This is a genomic window from Actinomadura chokoriensis (assembly GCF_039529475.1).
Lineage (GTDB): Bacteria > Actinomycetota > Actinomycetes > Streptosporangiales > Streptosporangiaceae > Spirillospora > Spirillospora bangladeshensis.
This window is the reverse complement of sequence record NZ_BAAAMW010000018.1, coordinates 74,462-93,950: the sequence shown is the minus strand read 5'-3', so window position 1 is coordinate 93,950 and position 19,489 is coordinate 74,462. Positions and strand designations below refer to the sequence as shown.

Below are 19,489 nucleotides of genomic sequence, written 5' to 3'. Positions count from 1 at the left end.
TCCCGAGGAGGCGGAATGCCCGTCCGCACCGTCCTTACCGCCGCCGCGGCCGCCGCCGCGGTCACGGCCGCCCTTGCCGCGCCGGCGCACGCGCGGGAGCGCGGGCCCGCCGTGCCGGGCGCGGAGAAGCAGGTGTCGGCCCGCCTGAACGACCTCACGACCGCCGGCACGATCGCGTCCGGGCACACCGTCCCCGCCGACTTCGCCGGCCTGCACGCCGCCGGGACGCGCAATCCGGCCGGCGTCCCCGGAATCCAGGTGGACGGCTATTTCCCGGACACCTCGGCCTTCAACACCAACAACGGCTGGAACCACGACGCGCAGTTCGTCATCCGCCTGCCCGACCGCTGGAACGGCGGGCTCGTCGTCGCCGGCTCCCCCGGCAACCGCCGCCAGTACGCCAACGACGTCACCATTTCCGACTGGGCGCTCGGCAAGGGCTACGCCTACGCGGCCACGGACAAGGGAAACAGCGGCCTGGAGTTCTCTAAGGACGGCCGCCGCCCCGGCGACGCCGTCGCCGAATGGAACCAGCGCCTGACCCAGCTCACCCGAGCGGCCAAGAAGGCCGTCCGCGAGCACTACGGGAAATCCCCCCGCAGTACCTTCGCGGCGGGCATCTCCAATGGCGGCTACCTGGTCCGCTGGCAGTTGGAGAACCGTCCGGAGCTCTACGACGGCGGCATCGACGCGGAAGGCACGCTCTGGCGTGCGAACGGCCCCAACCTGTTCACCTACCTGCCGCCCATCCTGCGCGCCTACCCGCCGTACGCGGCCACCGGCGACCCGTCCGCGCACAAGGCGCTCCTGAAGGCGGGGCTCGCGCCCGGCTCGGAATTCCTCTGGCCGTTCCACGACCAGGTCTACTGGGAACTCACCCAGCGCATCTACCGCGAGGAATTCGACCCCACGTACACGGGGGCGGAGGCCGATTACGACTACGCGGCCCGCCCGAAGAAGGTGCACCGGGCCGTCGCCCGGATCTCCCTCACGGGCCGAATCGGCAAGCCCCTGATCACACTCCAGGGGACCTACGACTCGCTATTGCCGATCAGCACCGACTCCGACGTCTACGCGAAACTCGTCCGCGACCGCGGAAAGGCCCCCTACCGCTACTACCGCCTGGAGGCCGCCAACCACGTCGACGGCCTCTACGACACCTACCCGGACCGCCTCCGGCCCCTTCTCCCCTGCATGCGCACGGCCTTCACCGCCCTCGAATCCTGGACGCGGAACGGCACACCCCCGCCGCCGAGCGCCACGCTCCCCCGCCCCGCGTCCGGCGACCTCGTCAACACCTGCTCCCTCACCTCCTGAGGGAGCGGGCGGCGCCGCGGAAAGGCGTCCCGGCGCAGGTCAGGGACGCGTCCAGGCAAGGAGGTCGTCGGGCGGGAGCGTGTTGACGACGCGGGACGCCGGCACCCCGCACCGGGCGGCCCGCTCGCAGCCGAAGGGCTGCCAGTCGAGCTGGCCCGGCGCGTGGGCGTCGGAGTCGATCGAGAAGCGGCAGCCGGCCTCGACGGCGAGGCGCAGCAGGCGCTTCGGCGGGTCGAGGCGCTCCGGACGGGAGTTGATCTCCACGGCGACGTCGTAGGCGGCGCAGGCGTCGAAGACGAGCGCGGCGTCGAACTCCGACTCGGGGCGCAGCCCGCCGCGCCTGCCGCCCGCCTTCACGATGCGTCCGGTGCAGTGCCCGAGGACGTTCACGCGCGGGTTCGCGATCGCGGCGACCATGCGCTTCGTCATCGCGACGCGGTCCATGCGGAGCTTGGAGTGGACGCTGGCGACGACGACGTCGAGGCGTTCGAGCAGGTCGGGGTCCTGATCGAGGGTGCCGTCGTCCAGGATGTCGACCTCGATGCCGGTGAGGATCCGGAACGGCGCCAGCTCCGCGTTCAGCTCGGCGACGGCGTCGAGCTGGCGGCGCAGGCGGTCGGCGGACAGGCCGTTCGCCACCTTCAGGCGCGGTGAGTGGTCGGTCAGCGCCAGGTACTCGTGGCCGAGGCCGCGGGCGGTCTCGGCCATCTCCCGGATGGGCGAGCCGCCGTCCGACCAGTCGCTGTGGGTGTGGAGGTCGCCCTTGAGCGCGGCGCGCAGCGCGGCCGCGGCCTCGTCCGGCGGCTCGCCCTCGGTCGCCTCCAGGCGCCGCAGGTAGACGGGGGTCTCACCGCGCAGCGCCTCCTCGATCACCAGCGCGGTGACCTTGCCGATGCCCGGCAGCGCGGTCAGCGTCCCGTCGCGGGCCCGGCCGGCCAGCTCGTCCCGAGGCGTCCGCTCGGCGAGGCCGGCGGCCGTGCGGAAGGCCCGGACGCGGTAGGTCGGCTCGTGGGCGCGCTCCAGCAGGAACGCGATGCGGCGCAGCGCTTCGACGGGCTCCACGCATCGCACCGTACCCAGGTATGACGGGACGTGTCCCACCACGGTCCCATCCGCCCTGCCCGCCAGGTCTCTAGCCTGGTCGTCATGGCCGGGGAGAAGACCGTGGACGCGACCGACGGCAGGATCGGGAACGAGCCGAACCTGCTGCGCGCGGTGCTGCGCGACGGGATCCTGGCCGCCCTCGTGACGGGCCGGGCCGAGCCCGCGCCACCACTCGACCGGCCCTGGCCGGCGGGGCTGCGGTGGACGCGGTTCCTCGGCATCGGACGGCTGCCGTTCGGGCTCGTCGTGAACCTGTTCTGGTCCTTCCTCACGCTGCTGATCATCAGCGGGACCAGCTCGATGCTCAGGGAGCCCGTGCGCGCCGACGCCGCCGGCTACCCAGGAGACGGCACGGCCCTGCTGGTCGCGGTCCTGGTGACCGCGCCGCTCGCGCTGCGCGACCGGCACCCGCTCGCGGCCTGGCGGATGAGCTTCGCGGGCCTCGCGGTACTCGCACTGAGCCCGTGGCCGCCGGGCATCGAGTACACCGAGGGCGGGGCCTTCGCGGCGCTCATGTGCCTCTTCACGGTGACGGTGCGCTGCTCGCGGGACGTCACCCTGGGCGTCGCGGTCCTCTCGCTCGCCGGGGTGTGGATCAAGGACGCGGACTCGGCGCCCGGCGCGTCGGTGCTGATCCTGGTGCCGCTGGCGGTGGGCTACGCCGTCCGGGTCCGGCGGACCGCGAAGCGGGAGCTGGCCGAGCAGGAGCGGCGGCACCAGGACGCCGAGGCGGTGCTGACCGAGCGGCAGCGGATCGCGCGGGAGCTGCACGACGTCGTCGCCCACCACATGTCGATGATCGCGATCCAGGCGGAGGCGGCCCCCTACAAGGTGGACGCCATGCCCGAGGAGACCCGGCTCGACCTCGCCGAGATCCGCGCGACCGCGCTGGACGCGCTGACCGAGCTGCGCCGCGTCCTCGGCGTCCTGCGCGCGGAGGACGGCGCCGAGACCGCGCCGCAGCCGAGCCTGGAGCGGCTGGACGAGCTGATCGGCCACGCGCGCGGCGCGGGGCTGCGGGTGGCGACGCGGCTGGACGGCGACCTCGCCGGGCTGCCGCCGGGCGTCGGCCTCACCGCGTACCGGATCCTGCAGGAGGCGCTGAGCAACGCGATGCGGCATGCGCCCGGTTCGCAGGTGGAAGTCCAGGTTTCCCGGGATGCCGGGGAGGATGGCATCGTATGGCTGGGCGTGGTCAACGGCCCGCCGGGCGGCGGGCGGGTGCCGCGCCCCCCGCTGCCGGGCGGCGGCCACGGGCTGCTCGGGATGCGGGAGCGGGCCGCCGCGCTGGGCGGTGAGCTGACCGCCCGTCCCACGTCCGAGGGAGGATTCGCCGTGACCGCCACGCTGCCGGTGAGGGCGCGGGAGACCACGTGACGATCCGGGTGGTGATCGTCGACGACCAGGGCATGGTGCGCGCCGGGTTCGGCGTGCTGCTGAACGCGCAGCCGGACATCGAGGTCGTCGGCGAGGCCGTCAACGGCGAGGAGGGCGTGCGCCGCGTCGGCGAGCTGCGCCCCGACGTGGTGCTGATGGACGTCCGCATGCCGGTGCTGGACGGCCTGGAGGCGACGCGCCGCATCCTCGACGGCGCCGGCGGTGGTGGTGCGGGCGAGGGCGTCCCGAAGATCCTCATGCTGACGACCTTCGACCTGGACGAGTACGTGTACGCGGCGCTGCGGGCGGGGGCCAGCGGGTTCCTGCTGAAGGACGCGTCCGCGACCGAGCTGGCCGACGCGGTGCGGGTCGTCGCGGCGGGCGACGCGCTGCTGTCGCCGTCGGTCACCCGCCGGCTCATCGCGGAGTTCTCCCGGCTCGGCGGGCCGCGCGCGCCGTCCCGCAAGCGGCTCGACGAGCTGACCGAGCGGGAGACCGAGGTCCTGACGCTGGTCGCGCGGGGGCTGTCCAACGGGGAGATCGCCGGGAAGCTCGTCGTCGCCGAGCAGACCGTCAAGACCCATTTCGGGAGGATCCTGATGAAGCTCGGGCTCCGCGACCGGCCGCAGGCGATCGTCTACGCCTACGAGGTGGGGCTGGTCCGGCCCGGCGACTGACGGCCGCCCTGATACCTGCGCGCGAGATGTCGGATCCAGGTCGCACCTCCCAAGTTCACTCCGCCGGTTGATCTCCGGGGCATCGTTCGGTTTCTAGCGTCCTGGTCAGTGCCGCAAGCCATTGACCAGGAAGGACGTGCCGGATGCCGCGCGCCCGCAAGATCGTCGCCGCCGTCTCGCTGCTCGCGGTCGGCGCCGCCGCGCCGGCGACCCGGACCGCCGAACCGTACGCCGCCCCGGTGCCCGCGCCCGCGCTGTCGTCCGCGACCCTCGACGCCCGCTACCAGGCCGCCGACCGGGACATCGGCCGGGCGCTCGCCACCGCGGAGCGCCTCCGCGACGAGGACCGCGCGCCGGCGCTGTCCGCCTTCCTGGCTCCGGCCAGGCGGTTCCTCGCGTTCGACCCGCGCGGTGGCGGACGGGCCGTCGAGGTCATCGGCGATCTGGAGCACGCCGACCGGATCGCCGTTGTCGTGCCGGGCGCGGACAACACGCTGGCCAACTACGACTCGCCCAAGTTCGTCGGCGGCGGCGCCCACGCCCTCTACCTGGAGGCACGGGCCGCCGCACCGCGCGCTCGGTTCGCGGTGATCGCCTGGCTCGGCTACGACTCGCCCTCGACGCTGAGCGCCTCCGTCCTGACCGACGGCGGCGCCGAGGACGGTGCCCGCGGCCTCCGGACCCTCCTCGCGGGCGTCCACCGGGTGAACGGACACGCCCGGTTCGCCCTGCTCTGCCACAGCTACGGCTCGGTGGTCTGCGCGAAGGCCGCCCCGCGCCTGACCCCGCTCCCCGTGGCCGACATCGCCCTTTTCGGCAGTCCCGGCACCACCAAGGACAAGGCCGCCGATCTCAGGACGTCCGCGCGCGTCTGGGCGGGGCGGGCGAACGGCGACTGGATGCGTTTCGTGCCGAACGTCCGCTTCACCGGTGTGGGCTTCGGCGCGGACCCCGTCTCCCCCGGCTTCGGCGCCCTCCGCTTCGACGCCGGGACGGGCCCGCACAGCGCCTACCTCAAGCCCGGGACCCGCGCGCTCCGCAACCTCTCCCTGATCGCCCTCGGCCGCACCGCGGAGGTCTCCCGTGCTTGACACCGAACCCCAGAGACCACGCAAAGCACGAAAACCACGCAAAGCACGAAAATCACACGAAGCACGGGCACCACACGAAGCACGGGCACCGCACGAAGCTCGGAAACCACGAGAACTGCACGAAACCCGCGAACTGCACGAAACCCGCGAACTGCACGAAACGCGGGAACTGCACGAAACGCGGGAACGGCGGGAAGCGCGGGAGGCGTCGGCAACGCGGGAAAGTGGCGCTCGGCCCGGGGTTGCCGCAGGCCGTGACCATGCGGTGGATGCGCTGCGGGTGTTCGCGATTCTCGGCGTCGTCCTCGGGCACTGGCTCGTCACCGCCTTCGTCGCGGACGCCTCCGGCCGCGACCTGCAGGTGACCAGCCCGCTGAAGACGATGCCGGAACTGACGCCGATCTCCTCGGTCTTCCAGACGCTCGCCGTGTTCTTCCTGGTCGGCGGCTACTCGGCGGCGAAGGCGCGGCGTCCCGGCGAAGCGTGGACGTCGCTGATGCGCCGCCGCCTGACCCGGTTCGCGCGGCCGCTGCCCGTCCTCGCCGTCGCCTGGGTGCCGGCCGCCGCCGCACTGCGGTGGGCGGGGTTCTCGGCGGACACCGTCCGGACGATGATCGAACTGGTCCTCAGCCCGCTGTGGTTCCTGTGCGTCTACGTGGTGCTGACGGCGTGCACACCGCTGATCGCGGCCGCCTGGGACCGCTTCGGGCTGCGGGGCGCCGCCGTCCTCGCCGCCGCCACCGCCGTGGTCGACCTCGGCCGCTTCGCGCTCGACACGCCCGGCTGGACGGGCTGGGCCACCGTCCTCACCGCCTGGCTCCTGCCGTTCTACCTCGGCATCGGCTGGGCGGGCGGCGCGCTGCGCTCCCGGCGGGCCGGAGCCGCCCTGCTGGCCGGCGGCGGCGCCGCGACCGCGCTGCTGATCGTCTTCGCCGGGTATCCGGCGAGCATGGTCGGCGTGCCGGGTGCCGCGGTCTCCAACCTCAGCCCGCCGACCCTCGCGGCGGTCGCGTTCGGCCTCGCCCAGACGGGCCTCGCGGTGCTGCTGCACGGGCCGCTCACCCGCTGGACGCGGCACGCCCGGACACGGTCGGTGATCGGCGCGTTCGGCCGGTCGGCGATGACGGTGTTCCTCTGGCACCAGACCGCGCTGATGGGTGTCACCGCTGTGTCACTGCTCACGTTGGGTAGCCTGCAGGGGGTGCACACCGCACCCGGCCGGCCGGAATGGATCATGATGCGCCTTCCGTGGCTGGCCGTCTGCGCGGCCGCGCTGACCGTGATCACGGTCCTGGCGGGCCGCTTCGAACGCGGGCCGCGCCGGCCCCGTAGAGATCGTGGATGGTCGAGATACGCAGGAAGCCGCCGCAGCATGCGATGCCGGACGCGCCCGCCGGATGGCGGCGTTCCCGGCGGCCGCGGCGACTCCTCGCCGGTGCCGCGTCCATCGGGGTGATCATGCTGACGACGGCCGGGACGGGGCACGCCGACCCCTACGCCGCGCCCGTCGCGCTCCCCACGCTCGCGCCGTCGACGCTGGACGCGCGCTACGCCACCGAACGCCGGGCCATCGAGAAGGCGCTGCGGACGGCGCAGGACGTCGGCGACACCGACCGGGGCAAGGCGCTCGGCGCGTTCCTCCAGCCCGGACGCCGCTTCCTCTACTTCGACCCGCGCGGCGGCGGGCGCGCCATCGAGGTCGTCGGCGACATCACCAGGGCGCGGCGGATCGCGGTCCTCGTCCCGGGCGCCGACACCACGCTGTCCGCGTTCGACCGGCGGGGCGGCAAGCCGTGGTCGACGCCGGGCGGCGGCGCGCGCGCCGTCTACGCGCAGGCCCGGTCCATGGCACCGGGCTCCGGGCTGGCGGTCGTCGCCTGGCTCGGGTACGCGGCGCCCAAGACGTTCAGCAGTGACGTCCTCACCGACGGAAGGGCGTCCGAAGGCGCCGGGAGGCTGCGCCACTTCCTGAAGGGTCTGCACAGGGTCAACCCCAACGCGAGCGTGGGTCTGCTGTGCCACAGCTATGGCTCGGTGGTGTGCGGCCGTGCGGCATTGGACGGCCCCGACAGCGCGGCCTGGCGCCAAGTCACCGACATCGCCCTCTACGGAAGTCCGGGCACGACGGCGTGGTCGGCGTCCAAGCTCAGCGGAACGGCCCGCATCTGGGCGGGACGAGGGGCGACCGACTGGATGGAGGACGTCCCCCACGTGCGCATCTTCGGCCTCGGCCTCGGCCCCGACCCGGTCTCCCGCGAGTTCGGCGCGCGGGTGTTCGACGCGGGTTCCGGCGGCCACAGCGACTACCTCGCCCCCGGCTCGACGTCCCTGCGCAACCTCACCGGCATCGCACTCGGCCGCCCGTCCGAGGTCACCCACGGCTGACCGCCGGCGGCCCGCGACCGCGCCGGATCGCCCGCTTGGGACCGGGTCACGGCCGAGGTGGTGGCACCCTGGGGGGGTGGACACCGCGAACGAGGCCGAAATCCGCGACCGCACCACCCAGCGCCTGGAGAAGGCCATGGGGACGTTCGGCACCGCGGCCCTGACGAGCATGGAGGAGCAACTCCCCTGGTTCCGGCGCATGCCGGCCGACCAGCGCTCCTGGATCGGCCTCGTCGCGCAGGCGGGCATCGCCGCGTTCGTCGAGTGGTTCAAGAACAACGAGAAGACGCGCCCGGCCATCGCCGGCGAGGTGTTCGGCACCGCCCCCCGCGAGCTGCTGCGCTCGATCAAGCTGCACCACACCATCGACATGATCCGCGTCATCATCGAGGTGGTGGAGACCCGGCTGGACGAGCTCGCCGCGCCCGGCGGCGAGGCCCAGCTCCGCGAGGCGATCCTCCGCTACACGCGGGATGTGGCGTTCGGCGCCGCCCAGGTCTACGCGCGTGCCGCCGAGACCCGCGCCGCGTGGGACGCCCGGCTGGAGGCCCTCGTCGTCAACGCGGTTCTGCGCGGCGAGGTCGACGACGGCATGCACTCGTGGGCCGCCGCCCTCGGCTGGACGTCCAAGCCCGTCACCGTCATCGCGGGGTTCACCCCTGAGGACGAGGAGCCCGAGGTCACCATCGACCAGATGCAGCTGGCCGCGCGCCGCGCGCGCGCCGACGTGCTGGCGGGCGTCCAGGGGCGCCGCGTCATCGTCATCGTGGGCGGTGACACCGACCCCATGGAGGCGGCCCGCCCCATAGCCGCCAAGTGCGGCCCGGGTCCGGTGGTCGTCGGCCCGCAGGTCGCCGACCTGTACGACTCCACCCACTCCGCGCAGGCCGCCGTCGCCGGGCTGCGCGCCGCCGCCGGGTGGCCGGACGCGCCCCGTCCCGTCCAGGCGACCGAGCTGCTGCCCGAACGCGCCCTCGACGGCGACGACGACGCCCGCCGCTACCTGGTCGAGAACGTCTACAACCCCATGCTCGCCGCCGGCGCGCCCCTCCTCGACACGCTCACCACCTACCTCGAGCAGGGGTCGTCGCTGGAGGCCACCGCGCGGCTGCTGTTCGTCCACCCGAACACCGTCCGGTACCGCCTGCGCAGGGTCACCGAACTCACCGGCCTCGCGCCCACCGACGGCCGCAACGCCTTCACCCTCCGCATCGCCCTCGTCCTGGGCCGCTTCGAGAAGCGCTGAGATCCAAGAAGCGCCGAGGCCCCCTTGTAGGGGTCGTACAAAGGCCGCTCACCAAAGTTCGTGCTGATCGGTATCGAGGTCACCGGACATTGACGGAATGCTGGACGCTGTGATTCTCCTCGCATCGCCCGGCCAGGGCGCCCAGACCCCCGGCTTCCTGAAGCCATGGCTAGAGATACCCGGAGTCGCCGACCGTCTCGCGTGGTGGTCGGCCGTCACCGGGCTGGACCTGGTCAGGTACGGGACGGAGGCGGACGCCGAGGAGATCCGCGACACCGCGGTGGCGCAGCCGCTGCTGGTCGCCGCCGCGCTCGCCGCCTACGAGGTGCTCTACGAGGACTCCGTCCCCGACGCGGTCGCCGGGCACAGCGTCGGCGAGCTCGCCGCCGCCGCGATCGCCGGGGTGCTGTCGCCGGAGGCGGCGCTGGTGCTCGTCCGGGAGCGGGGCCGGGCGATGGCCGAGGCCGCCGCCGTCACCGAGACCGGGATGACCGCCGTCCTCGGCGGCGACCCCGACGAGGTCCTCGCCTCGATCGACAAGCACGGGCTCACCCCCGCGAACGTCAACGGCGCCGGCCAGATCGTCGCCGCCGGGACGATGGAGCAGCTCGCGAAGTTCGCCGACGAGCCGCCCGCCAAGGCGCGGCTCCGTCCGCTGTCGGTCGCGGGCGCGTTCCACACCGAGCACATGGAGCCCGCCGTCGCGACGCTCCGCCGGCTCGCCCCCGGCGCGCCCGTCGCCGACCCGCGCACGACACTGCTGCAGAACCGCGACGGCGCCGTCGTCGCCGACGGGCGCGACTTCGTGGCGCGGCTCGTCGACCAGGTCAGCGCACCCGTCCGCTGGGACTCGTGCATGGCCGCCATGCGGGACCTCGGCGTCACCGCGATCATCGAGCTGCCGCCCGCCGGGACGCTCACCGGCCTCGCCCGCCGCGAGCTGAAGGGCATCGAGCTGGTGGCCCTCAAGACCCCCGCCGACCTGGACAAGGCCCGCGAGCTGATCAAGGCGGACGCGTCATGACCGCCGCGCTGCAGATCCCCCAGGCCACCGCCGGGACCCGTGTCCTGGCGTTCGGCGACTACCGGCCGTCCCGCGTCGTCACCAACGACGAGCTGGCGCAGACCGTCGACACCAACGACGAGTGGATCCGCAGCCGCGTCGGCATCACCGAGCGGCGCATCGCCGGCGACGACGAGGGCATCGTCGAGCTGGGCGTGCACGCGGGCCGCAAGGCCCTCGCGGGCAGCGGCCTCGCCCCGTCCGACATCGACCTCGTGATCCTCGCGACCTGCTCGGCGGAGTCGCCGATGCCGAGCCACGCCGCGCTCGTCGCGCACCGCCTCGGCATCGAGGCGCCCGGCGCGTTCGACCTCAACGCCGCGTGCGCCGGGTTCTGCTACGCGCTCGCCACCGCCAGCGCCGCCGTCCAGGCCGGCAGCGCCCGCAACGTGCTGGTCATCGGCTCCGAGAAGATGTCCCAGTGGATCGACTGGACCGACCGCTCCACCTGCATCATCTTCGCGGACGGAGCGGGCGCGGCGGTCGTGGCGGGCAGCGACTCCCCCGGCATCGGCCCGGTGGTGTGGGGCAGCGCCGGCGACAAGTACGACAAGATCATCATTGAGGACCGGCACTCGTTCATCCGGCAGGAGGGGCAGGCGGTGTTCCGCTGGGCCACCACCGCCATCGCCCCGATCGCGCTGCAGGCCTGCGAGCGCGCCGGCGTGAAGCCGGAGGACCTCGCCGCGATCGTCCCGCACCAGGCGAACCTGCGCATCATCGAGGCCATCGCCCGCAAGGTGAAGGCCACCAACGCCGTCGTGGCCGACGACATCGTGCACTCGGGCAACACCTCCGGCGCCTCCATCCCGCTGGCGATGTCCCGCATGATCGAACGCGGCGACGTGCCGTCCGGCGCCCCGGCCCTGCTGGTCGGATTCGGCGCCGGACTGTCCTACGCTGCCCAAGTCATCCAGATCCCGTAGGCCGTCACGCCTCTCGCAGGCTCTGGACCAACCCACCGAAGGAGAAACGCAGACCATGGCAGAAGTCGCCACCGAACAGCAGATCCTGGACGGCCTCGCGGAGATCATCGACGACATCGTCGGCATCGACAAGTCCGAGGTGACCCCCGAGAAGAACTTCATCGACGACCTCGACATCGACTCGCTGTCGATGGTCGAGATCGCCGTCGCCGCGCAGGACCAGTTCGGCGTCGAGATCCCCGACGACGAGCTGCGCAACCTGAAGACGGTGAAGGACGTCATCAACTTCGTCCAGAACCTGCAGACCACGGCCAAGAGCTAGATCCGCGGGGAGGGCGCGCCGCCGCTCCGGCCGGAGGCGGCGCGTCCGACCTTTCCTCCCCCTCACAGTCCGCAAGGAGCACCCACTATGAGCAAGAGCCAGACCAGAGTCGTGGTGACCGGTCTCGGTGCAACGACCCCTCTCGGCGGAGACCTTCCGTCGACCTGGTCCGCCCTGCTCGCAGGAGAGTCCGGGGTCCGCCCCCTGGACTGGGAGGGCGTCGAGGACCTGCCGGTCCGGTTCGCCGCCACGCTGAAGGTCCAGCCGGAGGAGGTCGTCCCCCGGCAGTCGATGCGCCGCCTCGACCGCAACCAGGCGATCGCGCTGATCTCCGCGCGCGAGGCGTGGGCCGACGCGGGGTTCGCCCCGTCGACCGGCGGCAAGCCGCAGAAGGGCATGGAGAAGGCCGGCGTGGACGGCGGCTTCACCGTGGACGGTGAGCGCCTCGGCGTCGTGTTCTCCAGCGGCATCGGCGGCCTGCACACCGCCCTCAACAGCTACGACGTGTTCAAGGAGAAGGGCTGGGCGCGGGTCTCGCCGTTCACCGTCCCGATGCTGATGCCGAACGGCGCGTCCGGGCACGTCGGCATCGAGTTCGGCGCGATGGCCGGGTCGCACGCCCTCGTCAGCGCCTGCGCGTCCAGCGGCGAGGCCGTCGGCTACGCCATCGACATGATCCGCGCGGGCCGCGCCGACGTGGTGATCTGCGGCGGCACCGAGTCGTGCATCCACCCGCTGCAGATGGCCTCGTTCGGCTCCATGCGCGCGATGTCGACCCGCAACGACGACCCGGCGCGCGCGTCCCGGCCCTACGACAAGAACCGCGACGGGTTCGTGCTCGGCGAGGGCTCCGCCGCGCTGATCCTGGAGTCGGAGGAGCACGCCGTCGCCCGCGGCGCCCGCATCCACGGCGTCGCGGCCGGCTGCGGCTACTCCGGCGACGCCTACGACATCGTCCTGCCCGACCCGTCCGGCGCGGGCCAGGCCAAGGCGATGCAGCGCGCCCTCAAGGACGCCGGGCTGGAGCCCGCCGACATCGTCCACATCAACGCGCACGCCACCTCGACCCCGGCCGGCGACGTGGCCGAGCTCGCCTCCATCAAGGCGGGCCTCGGCGAGGACGCCGCCCGCCAGGTCGCCGTCACCGCCACCAAGTCGATGACCGGCCACCTGCTCGGCGGCGCCGGCGCGCTGGAGTCGGTCTTCACCGTCCTCGCGCTGAAGGAGGGCCTGATCCCCTTCGTCGCCAACCTGGAGGACCTCGACGACGAGGCCGACCTGGACATCGTCCGGGACGAGCCCCGCAAGATCTCCGACGGCCCCGCCGCGGCCCTGAACAACTCGTTCGGCTTCGGCGGCCACAACGTCTCGGTGGCCTTCCAGCGGCACATGCCCCTCTGACACGCTCCGGGCCGCCCACGGCCCGACACGAGCAACGGAACGGCCCGGCGAGGACGACTCGCCGGGCCGTTCCGCACTCCCACGTCCCCTCAACACCGCACCGACCAAGCCCACAGCCACCGGTCGCCACGACCACGACGACACCGCCGTGCGGCGCCCCCACGCAGCGCCGGAGCCGCCGCGCAGCATCAGCGCGCCCGCACAGCGTCAGCACCGCCGGGGCGGGGCGGCCGGGCGGCATCGGGCCGCCCGGTGCCGGAACGGGCGGGCGGCGTGGGACGGGGTGGGGCGGCCGGTGGGCGTGCGCGTTGCGGGGCGGGCACGCTCGGGGGCCGGGCGCCCCGGGTCAGACGGCGGCGTGGAGCCAGCGGACGGGGGCGCCGTCGCCGGCCCGGCGGAAGGGCTCCAGCTCGTTGTCCCACGGGGTGCCGAGGAGGCGGTCGAGTTCGTGCTCCAGCGTGGTCTTGCCGACGGCGGCGTTGGCCATGACGGAGCGGAGCCGGTCCTCGGGGACGAGGATGTCGCCGTTGGCCCCGATGACGCCGGAGAAGACGCCGAGGGACGGGGTGAAGCTGAAGCGGACGCCGTCGGTGCCGGGCGTCGGGTCCTCGGTGGCCTCGAACCGCACGAGCTTCCAATTGCGCAGCGCGGAAGTGATCCCCGCGGCGGTGCCGGGCCTGCCCTCCCAATGGAGTTCGGCGCGCAGCGTTCCCGGCGCGGCCGCCTGGTCCGCCCACTCAAGGGAAACGGGCACACCTAGAACACCTGCGGCGGCCCACTCGATGTGCGGGCTCAGCGCAGGCGGCGCGGAGTGGACGTAAAAGACGCCACGTGCGGTCACCGGACCTCCTGGATCTGTACCGAGGCTCGTCTTCCCCTACGGCCTCGTACGTCCCAAGTCGGCGTCCGCGTCCCTCATTGTGCATCATCGGCCCGTCTCGCACCACCGGGAGGCGGTGGTTTATTGAACGCTTGACCATGCGATGCACGTCGTTCACCCGGGCCCGACCGACAAGAGTAGGCCCTCATCGGCGGGTTCGGCGCCGAAAGCGCACGAGCGCGCACGGCCCCGGCCGGACGGCGGGGGCGGCGACTTTCCGTTCGATGGCGGTGACGGAACGTCGGCGATCCGGCACCATGTCCGCGGGGGCGGTCACGGGCGAGAGCGAGGACGATGTTCGATCAACAGGCCCGGCTCGACCGGGTGCTGGCGCGCCACCCCGACGCGGTGGTGGTGGAGCCGCTGCCGGGACGGCCCGCGCTGATCCGGCGGGACCAGATCCTGGTCGCGGGGCGGGACGCGGGCGTCGCGGGGGACCTCGTCCGCCGCTGGTACGACTCCCGCGACGAGGGCCGGGGCGTCGCCCGGCTGCGGCTGCGTCCCGCCGCGAAGGTGGACGTGTGCGAGCTCACCGCCCTGCTGACCGGCGGCGGGCTCACCGCGGGCGGGCGGTCGCGGCGGGTGGGCGCGGCGCCGAACCATCTCGTCCTCGGCCAGCCGATGTGGTGGAGCGGGCCCGCGGACCGGCCGCGTCCGGCCGCGCCCCTGCCGGCGCCGCGGGCCGCCCCCGCACGCCGGGACGTGACGGTCGCGATCCTGGACACGGGCCTGTCGCCGCACCCCTGGTACGCGGACGCCGACTGGTACCGCGAGCAGCGCGCCGAGGTCGCGGAGGTCCTGGACGCCGATCTCGACTTCGAACTGGACGCGCAGGCCGGGCACGGGACGTTCATCGCGGGCGTGGTGCTGGCCCAGGCGCCGGCGGCGCGGCTGCGGGCCCGCCGGGTCATCGGCGGGGACGGGGTCGGCGACGAGCTGGAGGTGGTCCGGGCGCTGCACTGGCTCGCCGAATGGGGCCGCGCCGACGTCGTCAACCTCTCCCTCGGTAACGTACTCTATTCACACTATGGAGAGCAACGGACGCCGGGCAGCCATCTACGCCCGCATCAGCCGCGACGACGAGGGCGAAGGACTCGGCATCACCCGGCAGGTAGCCGCCTGCCGCCAACTCGCCGAACGCGTCGGCTGGACCGTCATCGACGTCTACCCCGACAACAGCAAGAGCGCATACGACCGGCGGAAGACACGTCCGCAGTACGAGCGGATGCTCGTCGACGTGCAGTCCGGCCGCGTCAACGCCGTGCTGTGCTTCGCGCTCGACCGGCTCACCCGGCACCCCATGGAGTTGGAACGGGTCGTCGAGGTGTTCGTGTCGCACCGCGTAGCCGTGCAGACCGTCACCGGCGGGGAACTCGACCTCAACACCGAAGAGGGACAGCTCCGCGCCCGGATCACGGGCAGCGTCGCTAGGTTCGAGAGCGGACGGAAGTCGGAGCGGCTTAAGGCGAAGGCGGCGCAGATGATCGCAGATGGGAAACGGCCATGCGGCGGGCCCCGCCCGTTCGGCTATGACCGCCACTACGACGACCCCGACAGCCCCCGCCGCCGCATCCTCAAGGAGACGATCAACGAGCAGGAGGCCGCCGCGATCCGGGACGCCGCCGAGCGTCTCCTCCGCGGCGAGTCGATGCGCTCGATCAGTGGCGAATGGAACGAGCGCGGACTACTCACGAGCAGGGGCAACCGCTGGTCCATCACCTCGTTCCGCCAGATGATGACCTCCGGGCGCCTCGCCGGTCTCCTAATGCACAACCGCCAGGTCGTCGACGGCGTCACAGCACAATGGCCCGCAATCCTCGACCGCGAAACACACGAACAACTCCATGCCCTGCTGACCAAACGCGGCCGGCCAGGTGGCAGCAGCAATGCACGCAAGTTCTGGCTAACCGGACACGTCTACTGCTCGTGCGGTGTCTCCATGCAAGTAGGGAAGGCCAAGAATGGCCGTCGCCGGTACGTATGCCGCCCCCGCCTTGAAGGCGGGTGCGGAGCCCGCGTCGTCGACCTGGCCGAGCTCGACCGCATGATCAGCAAACTCGTCATCAAGCGACTCCAAGACCCCGGTATCCTCGCGGACCTCGCCCGGCGGGAAAGCGCCAGCCAGGGCGAATCCAAAGCCTTGCTCGACGCCATCGAGCGAGACGAGCGCCGCCTCGTCGCGCTCCGCGCCGACCTCGAAGACGAGGACACCGATCCCGACGACATCCTTGATACCCGCGCCGCGATCCGGAAGGTCCGGAGCCGCATCAAGGACCGCCGAGACGAACTGTCCCGCCTCGCCGGCGCCGAACCCTTCATCGGTGTCGACGTCGACGACCTCGCCGACCGCTGGGAACGCATCGACCTCCCCCAGAAAGCCGGGCTTCTCCGTGTGGCCGGTATCGAGCGGGTCGTCATCAACCCGACCAAGCTCCGCGGGAGGTTCGATCCCGACCGGGTCGACCTGGTGCCGATCTCCCGCACCTGATCGCCTCCCCGGGGCGCGCCGCCGCCCCAACGCCGTGATCATCATGCGATGATGTAGGCAGACTCCCCCCGCGTTGCGGGCCCCGACCCGACCCAGCCAGATCCCCCCGGCCAGACCCGACCCGGCCAGACCCGACCCATTGCTTAGTCCGGTGTCCGTACCTCCCGGAATGGGTCTAACGAATGGCTCGGCATTTCTCCGGCCGCCGCCTCCGCACACTGCGTACCGCGGCCAACATCACCCCGGACGGCCTCGCCGACATGGTGGGGCGTAGCGCCTTCTCCGTCCGCGAGTACGAGCGGGGACGCGTCATTCCCTCAGTCGACGTGCTCGCACGCCTGGCCGACACTCTCGGCTGCGCGACCGACGATCTCTTCGAGCTGCGGAGCGTGAGCGATGCAGCCTGACGCACCGCCCCCCACCGCCATAGACCGGCGGATCGACGAGCTGCTCGGCAAACTACCGCCGCTCACTGACGCCGATCGGCAAGAGGCTGCCGCGATCCTCGCCACGGCACCACCGCAGCGCGCCCGCGCCAAGCGCCCCCCCCGCAGCCTGACCCACCCCCGAACGCGCGAACGGCCTGGTCCTCGCCCGACCAGGCCGCCGCCGACACAACCCGCACCCCTCACCCGCGACAGGAAGGAAGTACCGGATGACCACGATGGTAGACGACCCGGTTGCGACCGGGCGCCACATCGCGAACCCTCCACCCGAACACGGCTACAGCCCGCAAGGCGTCGCCGAATTCACCCAGCTCGCCGCCGCACTCGCGGCCCGCGGCTACCCCGTCTACATCGACCCGGACGCGCCGGCCTCCAACTGCCTGAGCGTGTGCCCGCTGTGCGCCGCCAACGGCACGCCGAGCGAACTCGTCATCTACTCCGGACTGTGGGGAAGTGCAGGGGTCTACTGCGTGGCGGGACAACACGTCCTGTACGCGATCGGCGCCGAGCTGGGCGTAAGGACCAAGCTCATGGACGCAATCGACAGAGGCCGCCGCGACTTCGACCGCGTATGGAAGGCCATCCGAACTCAGAACCTCGCCTACGACCTCCCGCGCCTCGACGCAGGCGCTGAGGCATGGGGAGACATGGCGGTGCAAGCGCAATGCCCCCTCTGCCTGGGGAAAGGCGACACCAAGCACCACCTTGAGGCATTCGTTAGCGCCTTCGATCCCGCCCGACCCAGCGGAGACACCTCATTCGGACAACTCCGGGTCATATGCACAGAGCAGGCGCACGACCCGCTGCCCGCCCTCGGCATCGTCACCGAGCACTCCCTACAGGAGTCGCACGGTGCCATCGACTGGGACGCCGACGAGGCCCCCGCAACGTGGCTGATCGAGCCTCTCATCGAGCGCGGCCAGTTCGCCGACCTCTACGGGCCCCCCGGCATCGGAAAGAGCCTGTGGGCGCAAGACAACGCGTTCCGCCTCGCTGCGGGCGGCGCCCGCGTCCTCTACCTCGACCACGAGAACCCCGCCGCAGAGGTCAAGAAGCGCCGCCGCGACATGGGCCACCACGGCGCCCCACCCGACACCCTCACCTACCTCAGCTTCCCGCCCGTGACCGCCCTCGACACCCCCGACGGCGCCGCCAAGCTCCACGCCCTCGCCGACAATCTCAAGCCGGACGTGATCATCCTCGACACCTGGTCCAAGTTCCTCGCCGGCGACGAGGCTTCCCCGTCGACGCACACGGAGGCGTACAACCTCGCGATCGTGCCGCTACGGCGCAAGGGCGTGACCGTCATCGCGATCGACCACGCGGGCAAGGAACTGGGCCGGGGCCCCCGCGGCGGATCCAGCAAGGTCGACAACGTCGACGTGCTGTGGCTCCTCACCGTCAAGAGCAACGGCCGCCTACGGCTGGAGCGCAAGAAGTCCCGCACCGGCCGCGGCCCCGACCTCGTCGAACTGACCCGCCTCACCAACCCGCTCCGCCACGAGCACACCGAGGCGAAGCCGACCGACGTCCTCACCCCAGACGTCCGCGCGTGCGTCGCCAAGCTCGATGAGTGCGACGTCCCGCCCGGATGGGGCCGCGACCGCGCCGCCGAGGTCCTCCGAGCGAACGCCTACAAGGTCCGTAACGAGGTCCTCTCCGCCGCCCTCAAGGTCCGCCGGGAACGCGGCAACGTCGCCGCCGACACCGTGGACCTGTCCGGGACAGGTCGGGGACAGGTTTCCGACCAATGACCGCCACCTGTCCGGGACAGGTCACCACGCCGAACCGTGTTCCCACACGTCACGGCGTTGCCGACCTGTCCCGGACAGGTCGGGGACAGGTCGGGGACAGCACCCCAGGGCAACCGCGGCGACCTGTCCCCGTCCCCCTCTCTATAGAGGGGGACAGGACGGACGACGAGCCCTCGACCCCGGACAACGAAACCGCCGCGCGGCCGGGTCCCGGTACGGCCCCCGCGTGCGAGGCGGTACAGCCTCAGGAAGGGGAACGGAATGGCCGTTCCGATCGATGACGAGACCCGCAAGCGGGTGTTGGAGGAAGCGCGGGCGGGCGCGTCGCGGAACGAGGTGGCGCGCCGCACCGGCGTCTCCACCGCATCCGTCTCGCGGATCTGCAAGGCCGCCGGCCACACCTTCGACCGGACCAAGACCATCAAGGCGACCGCGGCCCGGCTCGTCGACCTCAAGGCGATGCGCGTCTCCCTGTCGGGTGACCTGCTCGGCGACGTCGGCGAGGCACGCGCCCGGATGCACGACTCCGACTCGGCACGGGACTTCTTCCACCTGGCGCGCTCGGTCGCCGCGCTCACGCACGCGCACGTGATGCTCGTCCGCCACGACGGCGACGACCCCGGCCTTGAAGCTGCAAAGTCCGTGCTCGGCAACCTGATGGACGCCCTACGGATCAGCCACACCGGCGAGGACTTCACGCAGGGCGGGAACGGGGGCGAGGCGACGTGATGACCAACGCCGAGATCGGGCAGCGCGTCTACGCCGTCCTCGCCGCCGAACTCGCCGAAGACGCCGACGGGCTACACGAGCTGCTCGCGCCACTCGACCGCGACGAACTCGACTTCGTTCTCACCGGGGTGTTGTCGACCGTCGCCGGGCTGCTCGTCTCCGATGCCAAGCAGGCCGGGCACGGCGACCCCCGCGCCGCCGCCCTCGCCACCGTCCGCGGCATGGCGCTACGCGCCGCCGACGAGGAAGGGGGCCGCTGACTTCCCCGATCACCTCTCCGAAC

At 72.4% G+C, this 19,489-nt stretch carries 19 protein-coding genes and 1 pseudogene; 17 read left to right on the top strand and 3 right to left on the bottom strand.

Annotated elements, in window-relative coordinates:
* The first annotated feature begins 15 nt into the window (after window positions 1-15).
* Window positions 16-1,317, top strand: a complete 1,302-nt coding sequence (locus ABFX46_RS30950) for a 3-hydroxybutyrate oligomer hydrolase family protein (protein WP_346047460.1) — start codon at window positions 16-18, stop codon at window positions 1,315-1,317.
* A 39-nt stretch (window positions 1,318-1,356) separates the two neighbouring features.
* Here ABFX46_RS30950 and ABFX46_RS30945 read toward each other — a convergent pair whose 3' ends face one another.
* Window positions 1,357-2,379, bottom strand: a complete 1,023-nt coding sequence (locus tag ABFX46_RS30945) for a PHP domain-containing protein (RefSeq protein ID WP_346047459.1) — start codon at window positions 2,377-2,379, stop codon at window positions 1,357-1,359.
* Window positions 2,380-2,463: 84 nt separating this feature from the next.
* Between ABFX46_RS30945 and ABFX46_RS30940 the strand changes: the two genes are divergently transcribed.
* The 3 genes from ABFX46_RS30940 to ABFX46_RS30930 all read left to right on the top strand — a co-directional run bounded on the left by ABFX46_RS30940 (window position 2,464) and on the right by ABFX46_RS30930 (window position 5,566).
* Entirely contained in the window at window positions 2,464-3,798 is a 1,335-nt protein-coding gene (locus ABFX46_RS30940) for a sensor histidine kinase (RefSeq protein WP_346047458.1), read from the top strand.
* A complete protein-coding gene (locus ABFX46_RS30935; protein WP_346047457.1) occupies window positions 3,795-4,475 on the top strand; it encodes a response regulator in 681 nt (226 codons plus the stop codon). The genes ABFX46_RS30940 and ABFX46_RS30935 overlap by 4 nt, the downstream gene beginning before the upstream one ends.
* Before the next feature lie 143 nt (window positions 4,476-4,618).
* Window positions 4,619-5,566: an alpha/beta hydrolase gene (locus ABFX46_RS30930; RefSeq protein ID WP_346047456.1), complete on the top strand. Its 948-nt coding sequence runs from the start codon at window positions 4,619-4,621 to the stop codon at window positions 5,564-5,566.
* A 52-nt stretch (window positions 5,567-5,618) separates the two neighbouring features.
* Here the strand turns inward: ABFX46_RS30930 and ABFX46_RS30925 are convergent, their stop codons facing one another.
* Window positions 5,619-5,879 (bottom strand): hypothetical protein, encoded by a 261-nt coding sequence (locus ABFX46_RS30925; protein WP_346047455.1) that lies wholly within the window; start codon window positions 5,877-5,879, stop codon window positions 5,619-5,621.
* Here ABFX46_RS30925 and ABFX46_RS30920 point away from each other — a divergent pair.
* From ABFX46_RS30920 to ABFX46_RS30890, 7 genes are all read left to right on the top strand, one after another.
* Complete coding sequence (locus ABFX46_RS30920; protein ID WP_346047454.1) at window positions 5,847-7,022, top strand: acyltransferase family protein; 1,176 nt, start codon at window positions 5,847-5,849, stop codon at window positions 7,020-7,022. The two genes, ABFX46_RS30925 and ABFX46_RS30920, sit on opposite strands and share 33 nt — an antisense overlap.
* Window positions 7,023-7,024: 2 nt before the next feature.
* Entirely contained in the window at window positions 7,025-7,951 is a 927-nt protein-coding gene (locus ABFX46_RS30915) for an alpha/beta hydrolase (protein WP_346047453.1), read from the top strand.
* A 76-nt stretch (window positions 7,952-8,027) separates the two neighbouring features.
* On the top strand, window positions 8,028-9,197 hold the full coding sequence (locus ABFX46_RS30910; protein WP_346047452.1) for a PucR family transcriptional regulator: 1,170 nt from the start codon (window positions 8,028-8,030) through the stop codon (window positions 9,195-9,197).
* Window positions 9,198-9,306: 109 nt separating this feature from the next.
* The gene (locus tag ABFX46_RS30905) at window positions 9,307-10,221 is read left to right on the top strand and encodes an ACP S-malonyltransferase (RefSeq protein WP_346047519.1); all 915 of its coding nucleotides are present in this window, start codon (window positions 9,307-9,309) and stop codon (window positions 10,219-10,221) included.
* Entirely contained in the window at window positions 10,218-11,186 is a 969-nt protein-coding gene (locus ABFX46_RS30900; protein WP_346047451.1) for a beta-ketoacyl-ACP synthase III, read from the top strand. Before ABFX46_RS30905 ends, ABFX46_RS30900 begins: the two co-directional genes overlap by 4 nt.
* Before the next feature lie 55 nt (window positions 11,187-11,241).
* A complete protein-coding gene (locus ABFX46_RS30895; RefSeq protein WP_131943374.1) occupies window positions 11,242-11,508 on the top strand; it encodes an acyl carrier protein in 267 nt (88 codons plus the stop codon).
* An 87-nt stretch (window positions 11,509-11,595) separates the two neighbouring features.
* The gene (locus ABFX46_RS30890) at window positions 11,596-12,909 is read left to right on the top strand and encodes a beta-ketoacyl-[acyl-carrier-protein] synthase family protein (protein WP_346047450.1); all 1,314 of its coding nucleotides are present in this window, start codon (window positions 11,596-11,598) and stop codon (window positions 12,907-12,909) included.
* Window positions 12,910-13,255: 346 nt separating this feature from the next.
* On the opposite strand, the gene ABFX46_RS30885 is transcribed toward ABFX46_RS30890, so the two are convergent.
* Window positions 13,256-13,750, bottom strand: coding sequence for a DUF3145 domain-containing protein (locus tag ABFX46_RS30885; RefSeq protein WP_163057090.1), 495 nt, complete (start codon window positions 13,748-13,750; stop codon window positions 13,256-13,258).
* A gap of 333 nt (window positions 13,751-14,083) precedes the next feature.
* Here ABFX46_RS30885 and ABFX46_RS43605 point away from each other — a divergent pair.
* The 6 genes and pseudogenes from ABFX46_RS43605 to ABFX46_RS30855 all read left to right on the top strand — a co-directional run.
* Window positions 14,084-14,767, top strand: a pseudogene (locus tag ABFX46_RS43605) (S8 family serine peptidase); the annotation flags it as partial.
* A 49-nt stretch (window positions 14,768-14,816) separates the two neighbouring features.
* Window positions 14,817-16,277, top strand: a complete 1,461-nt coding sequence (locus ABFX46_RS30875; protein ID WP_346047448.1) for a recombinase family protein — start codon at window positions 14,817-14,819, stop codon at window positions 16,275-16,277.
* A 182-nt stretch (window positions 16,278-16,459) separates the two neighbouring features.
* Window positions 16,460-16,684 (top strand): helix-turn-helix transcriptional regulator, encoded by a 225-nt coding sequence (locus ABFX46_RS30870; RefSeq protein ID WP_346047447.1) that lies wholly within the window; start codon window positions 16,460-16,462, stop codon window positions 16,682-16,684.
* Between the two features lie 248 nt (window positions 16,685-16,932).
* The gene (locus tag ABFX46_RS30865) at window positions 16,933-18,477 is read left to right on the top strand and encodes an AAA family ATPase (RefSeq protein WP_346047446.1); all 1,545 of its coding nucleotides are present in this window, start codon (window positions 16,933-16,935) and stop codon (window positions 18,475-18,477) included.
* A 261-nt stretch (window positions 18,478-18,738) separates the two neighbouring features.
* Complete coding sequence (locus tag ABFX46_RS30860; protein WP_346047445.1) at window positions 18,739-19,206, top strand: hypothetical protein; 468 nt, start codon at window positions 18,739-18,741, stop codon at window positions 19,204-19,206.
* Window positions 19,206-19,466: a hypothetical protein gene (locus tag ABFX46_RS30855; protein ID WP_346047444.1), complete on the top strand. Its 261-nt coding sequence runs from the start codon at window positions 19,206-19,208 to the stop codon at window positions 19,464-19,466. Before ABFX46_RS30860 ends, ABFX46_RS30855 begins: the two co-directional genes overlap by 1 nt.
* The last annotated feature ends 23 nt before the right edge of the window (window positions 19,467-19,489 follow it).

Excerpts from the sequence above, each read along its gene's own strand:
- ABFX46_RS30950 (WP_346047460.1), top strand. The coding sequence starts at position 16 with ATGCCCGTCCGCACCGTCCTTACCGCCGCCGCGGCCGCCGCCGCGGTC.
- ABFX46_RS30940 (WP_346047458.1), top strand. The coding sequence starts at position 2,464 with ATGGCCGGGGAGAAGACCGTGGACGCGACCGACGGCAGGATCGGGAAC.
- ABFX46_RS30930 (WP_346047456.1), top strand. The coding sequence starts at position 4,619 with ATGCCGCGCGCCCGCAAGATCGTCGCCGCCGTCTCGCTGCTCGCGGTC.
- ABFX46_RS30915 (WP_346047453.1), top strand. The coding sequence starts at position 7,025 with ATGCTGACGACGGCCGGGACGGGGCACGCCGACCCCTACGCCGCGCCC.
- ABFX46_RS30900 (WP_346047451.1), top strand. The coding sequence starts at position 10,218 with ATGACCGCCGCGCTGCAGATCCCCCAGGCCACCGCCGGGACCCGTGTC.
- ABFX46_RS30895 (WP_131943374.1), top strand. The coding sequence starts at position 11,242 with ATGGCAGAAGTCGCCACCGAACAGCAGATCCTGGACGGCCTCGCGGAG.
- ABFX46_RS30890 (WP_346047450.1), top strand. The coding sequence starts at position 11,596 with ATGAGCAAGAGCCAGACCAGAGTCGTGGTGACCGGTCTCGGTGCAACG.
- ABFX46_RS30875 (WP_346047448.1), top strand. The coding sequence starts at position 14,817 with ATGGAGAGCAACGGACGCCGGGCAGCCATCTACGCCCGCATCAGCCGC.
- ABFX46_RS30870 (WP_346047447.1), top strand. The coding sequence starts at position 16,460 with ATGGCTCGGCATTTCTCCGGCCGCCGCCTCCGCACACTGCGTACCGCG.
- ABFX46_RS30865 (WP_346047446.1), top strand. The coding sequence starts at position 16,933 with ATGACCACGATGGTAGACGACCCGGTTGCGACCGGGCGCCACATCGCG.
- ABFX46_RS30860 (WP_346047445.1), top strand. The coding sequence starts at position 18,739 with ATGGCCGTTCCGATCGATGACGAGACCCGCAAGCGGGTGTTGGAGGAA.
- ABFX46_RS30855 (WP_346047444.1), top strand. The coding sequence starts at position 19,206 with ATGACCAACGCCGAGATCGGGCAGCGCGTCTACGCCGTCCTCGCCGCC.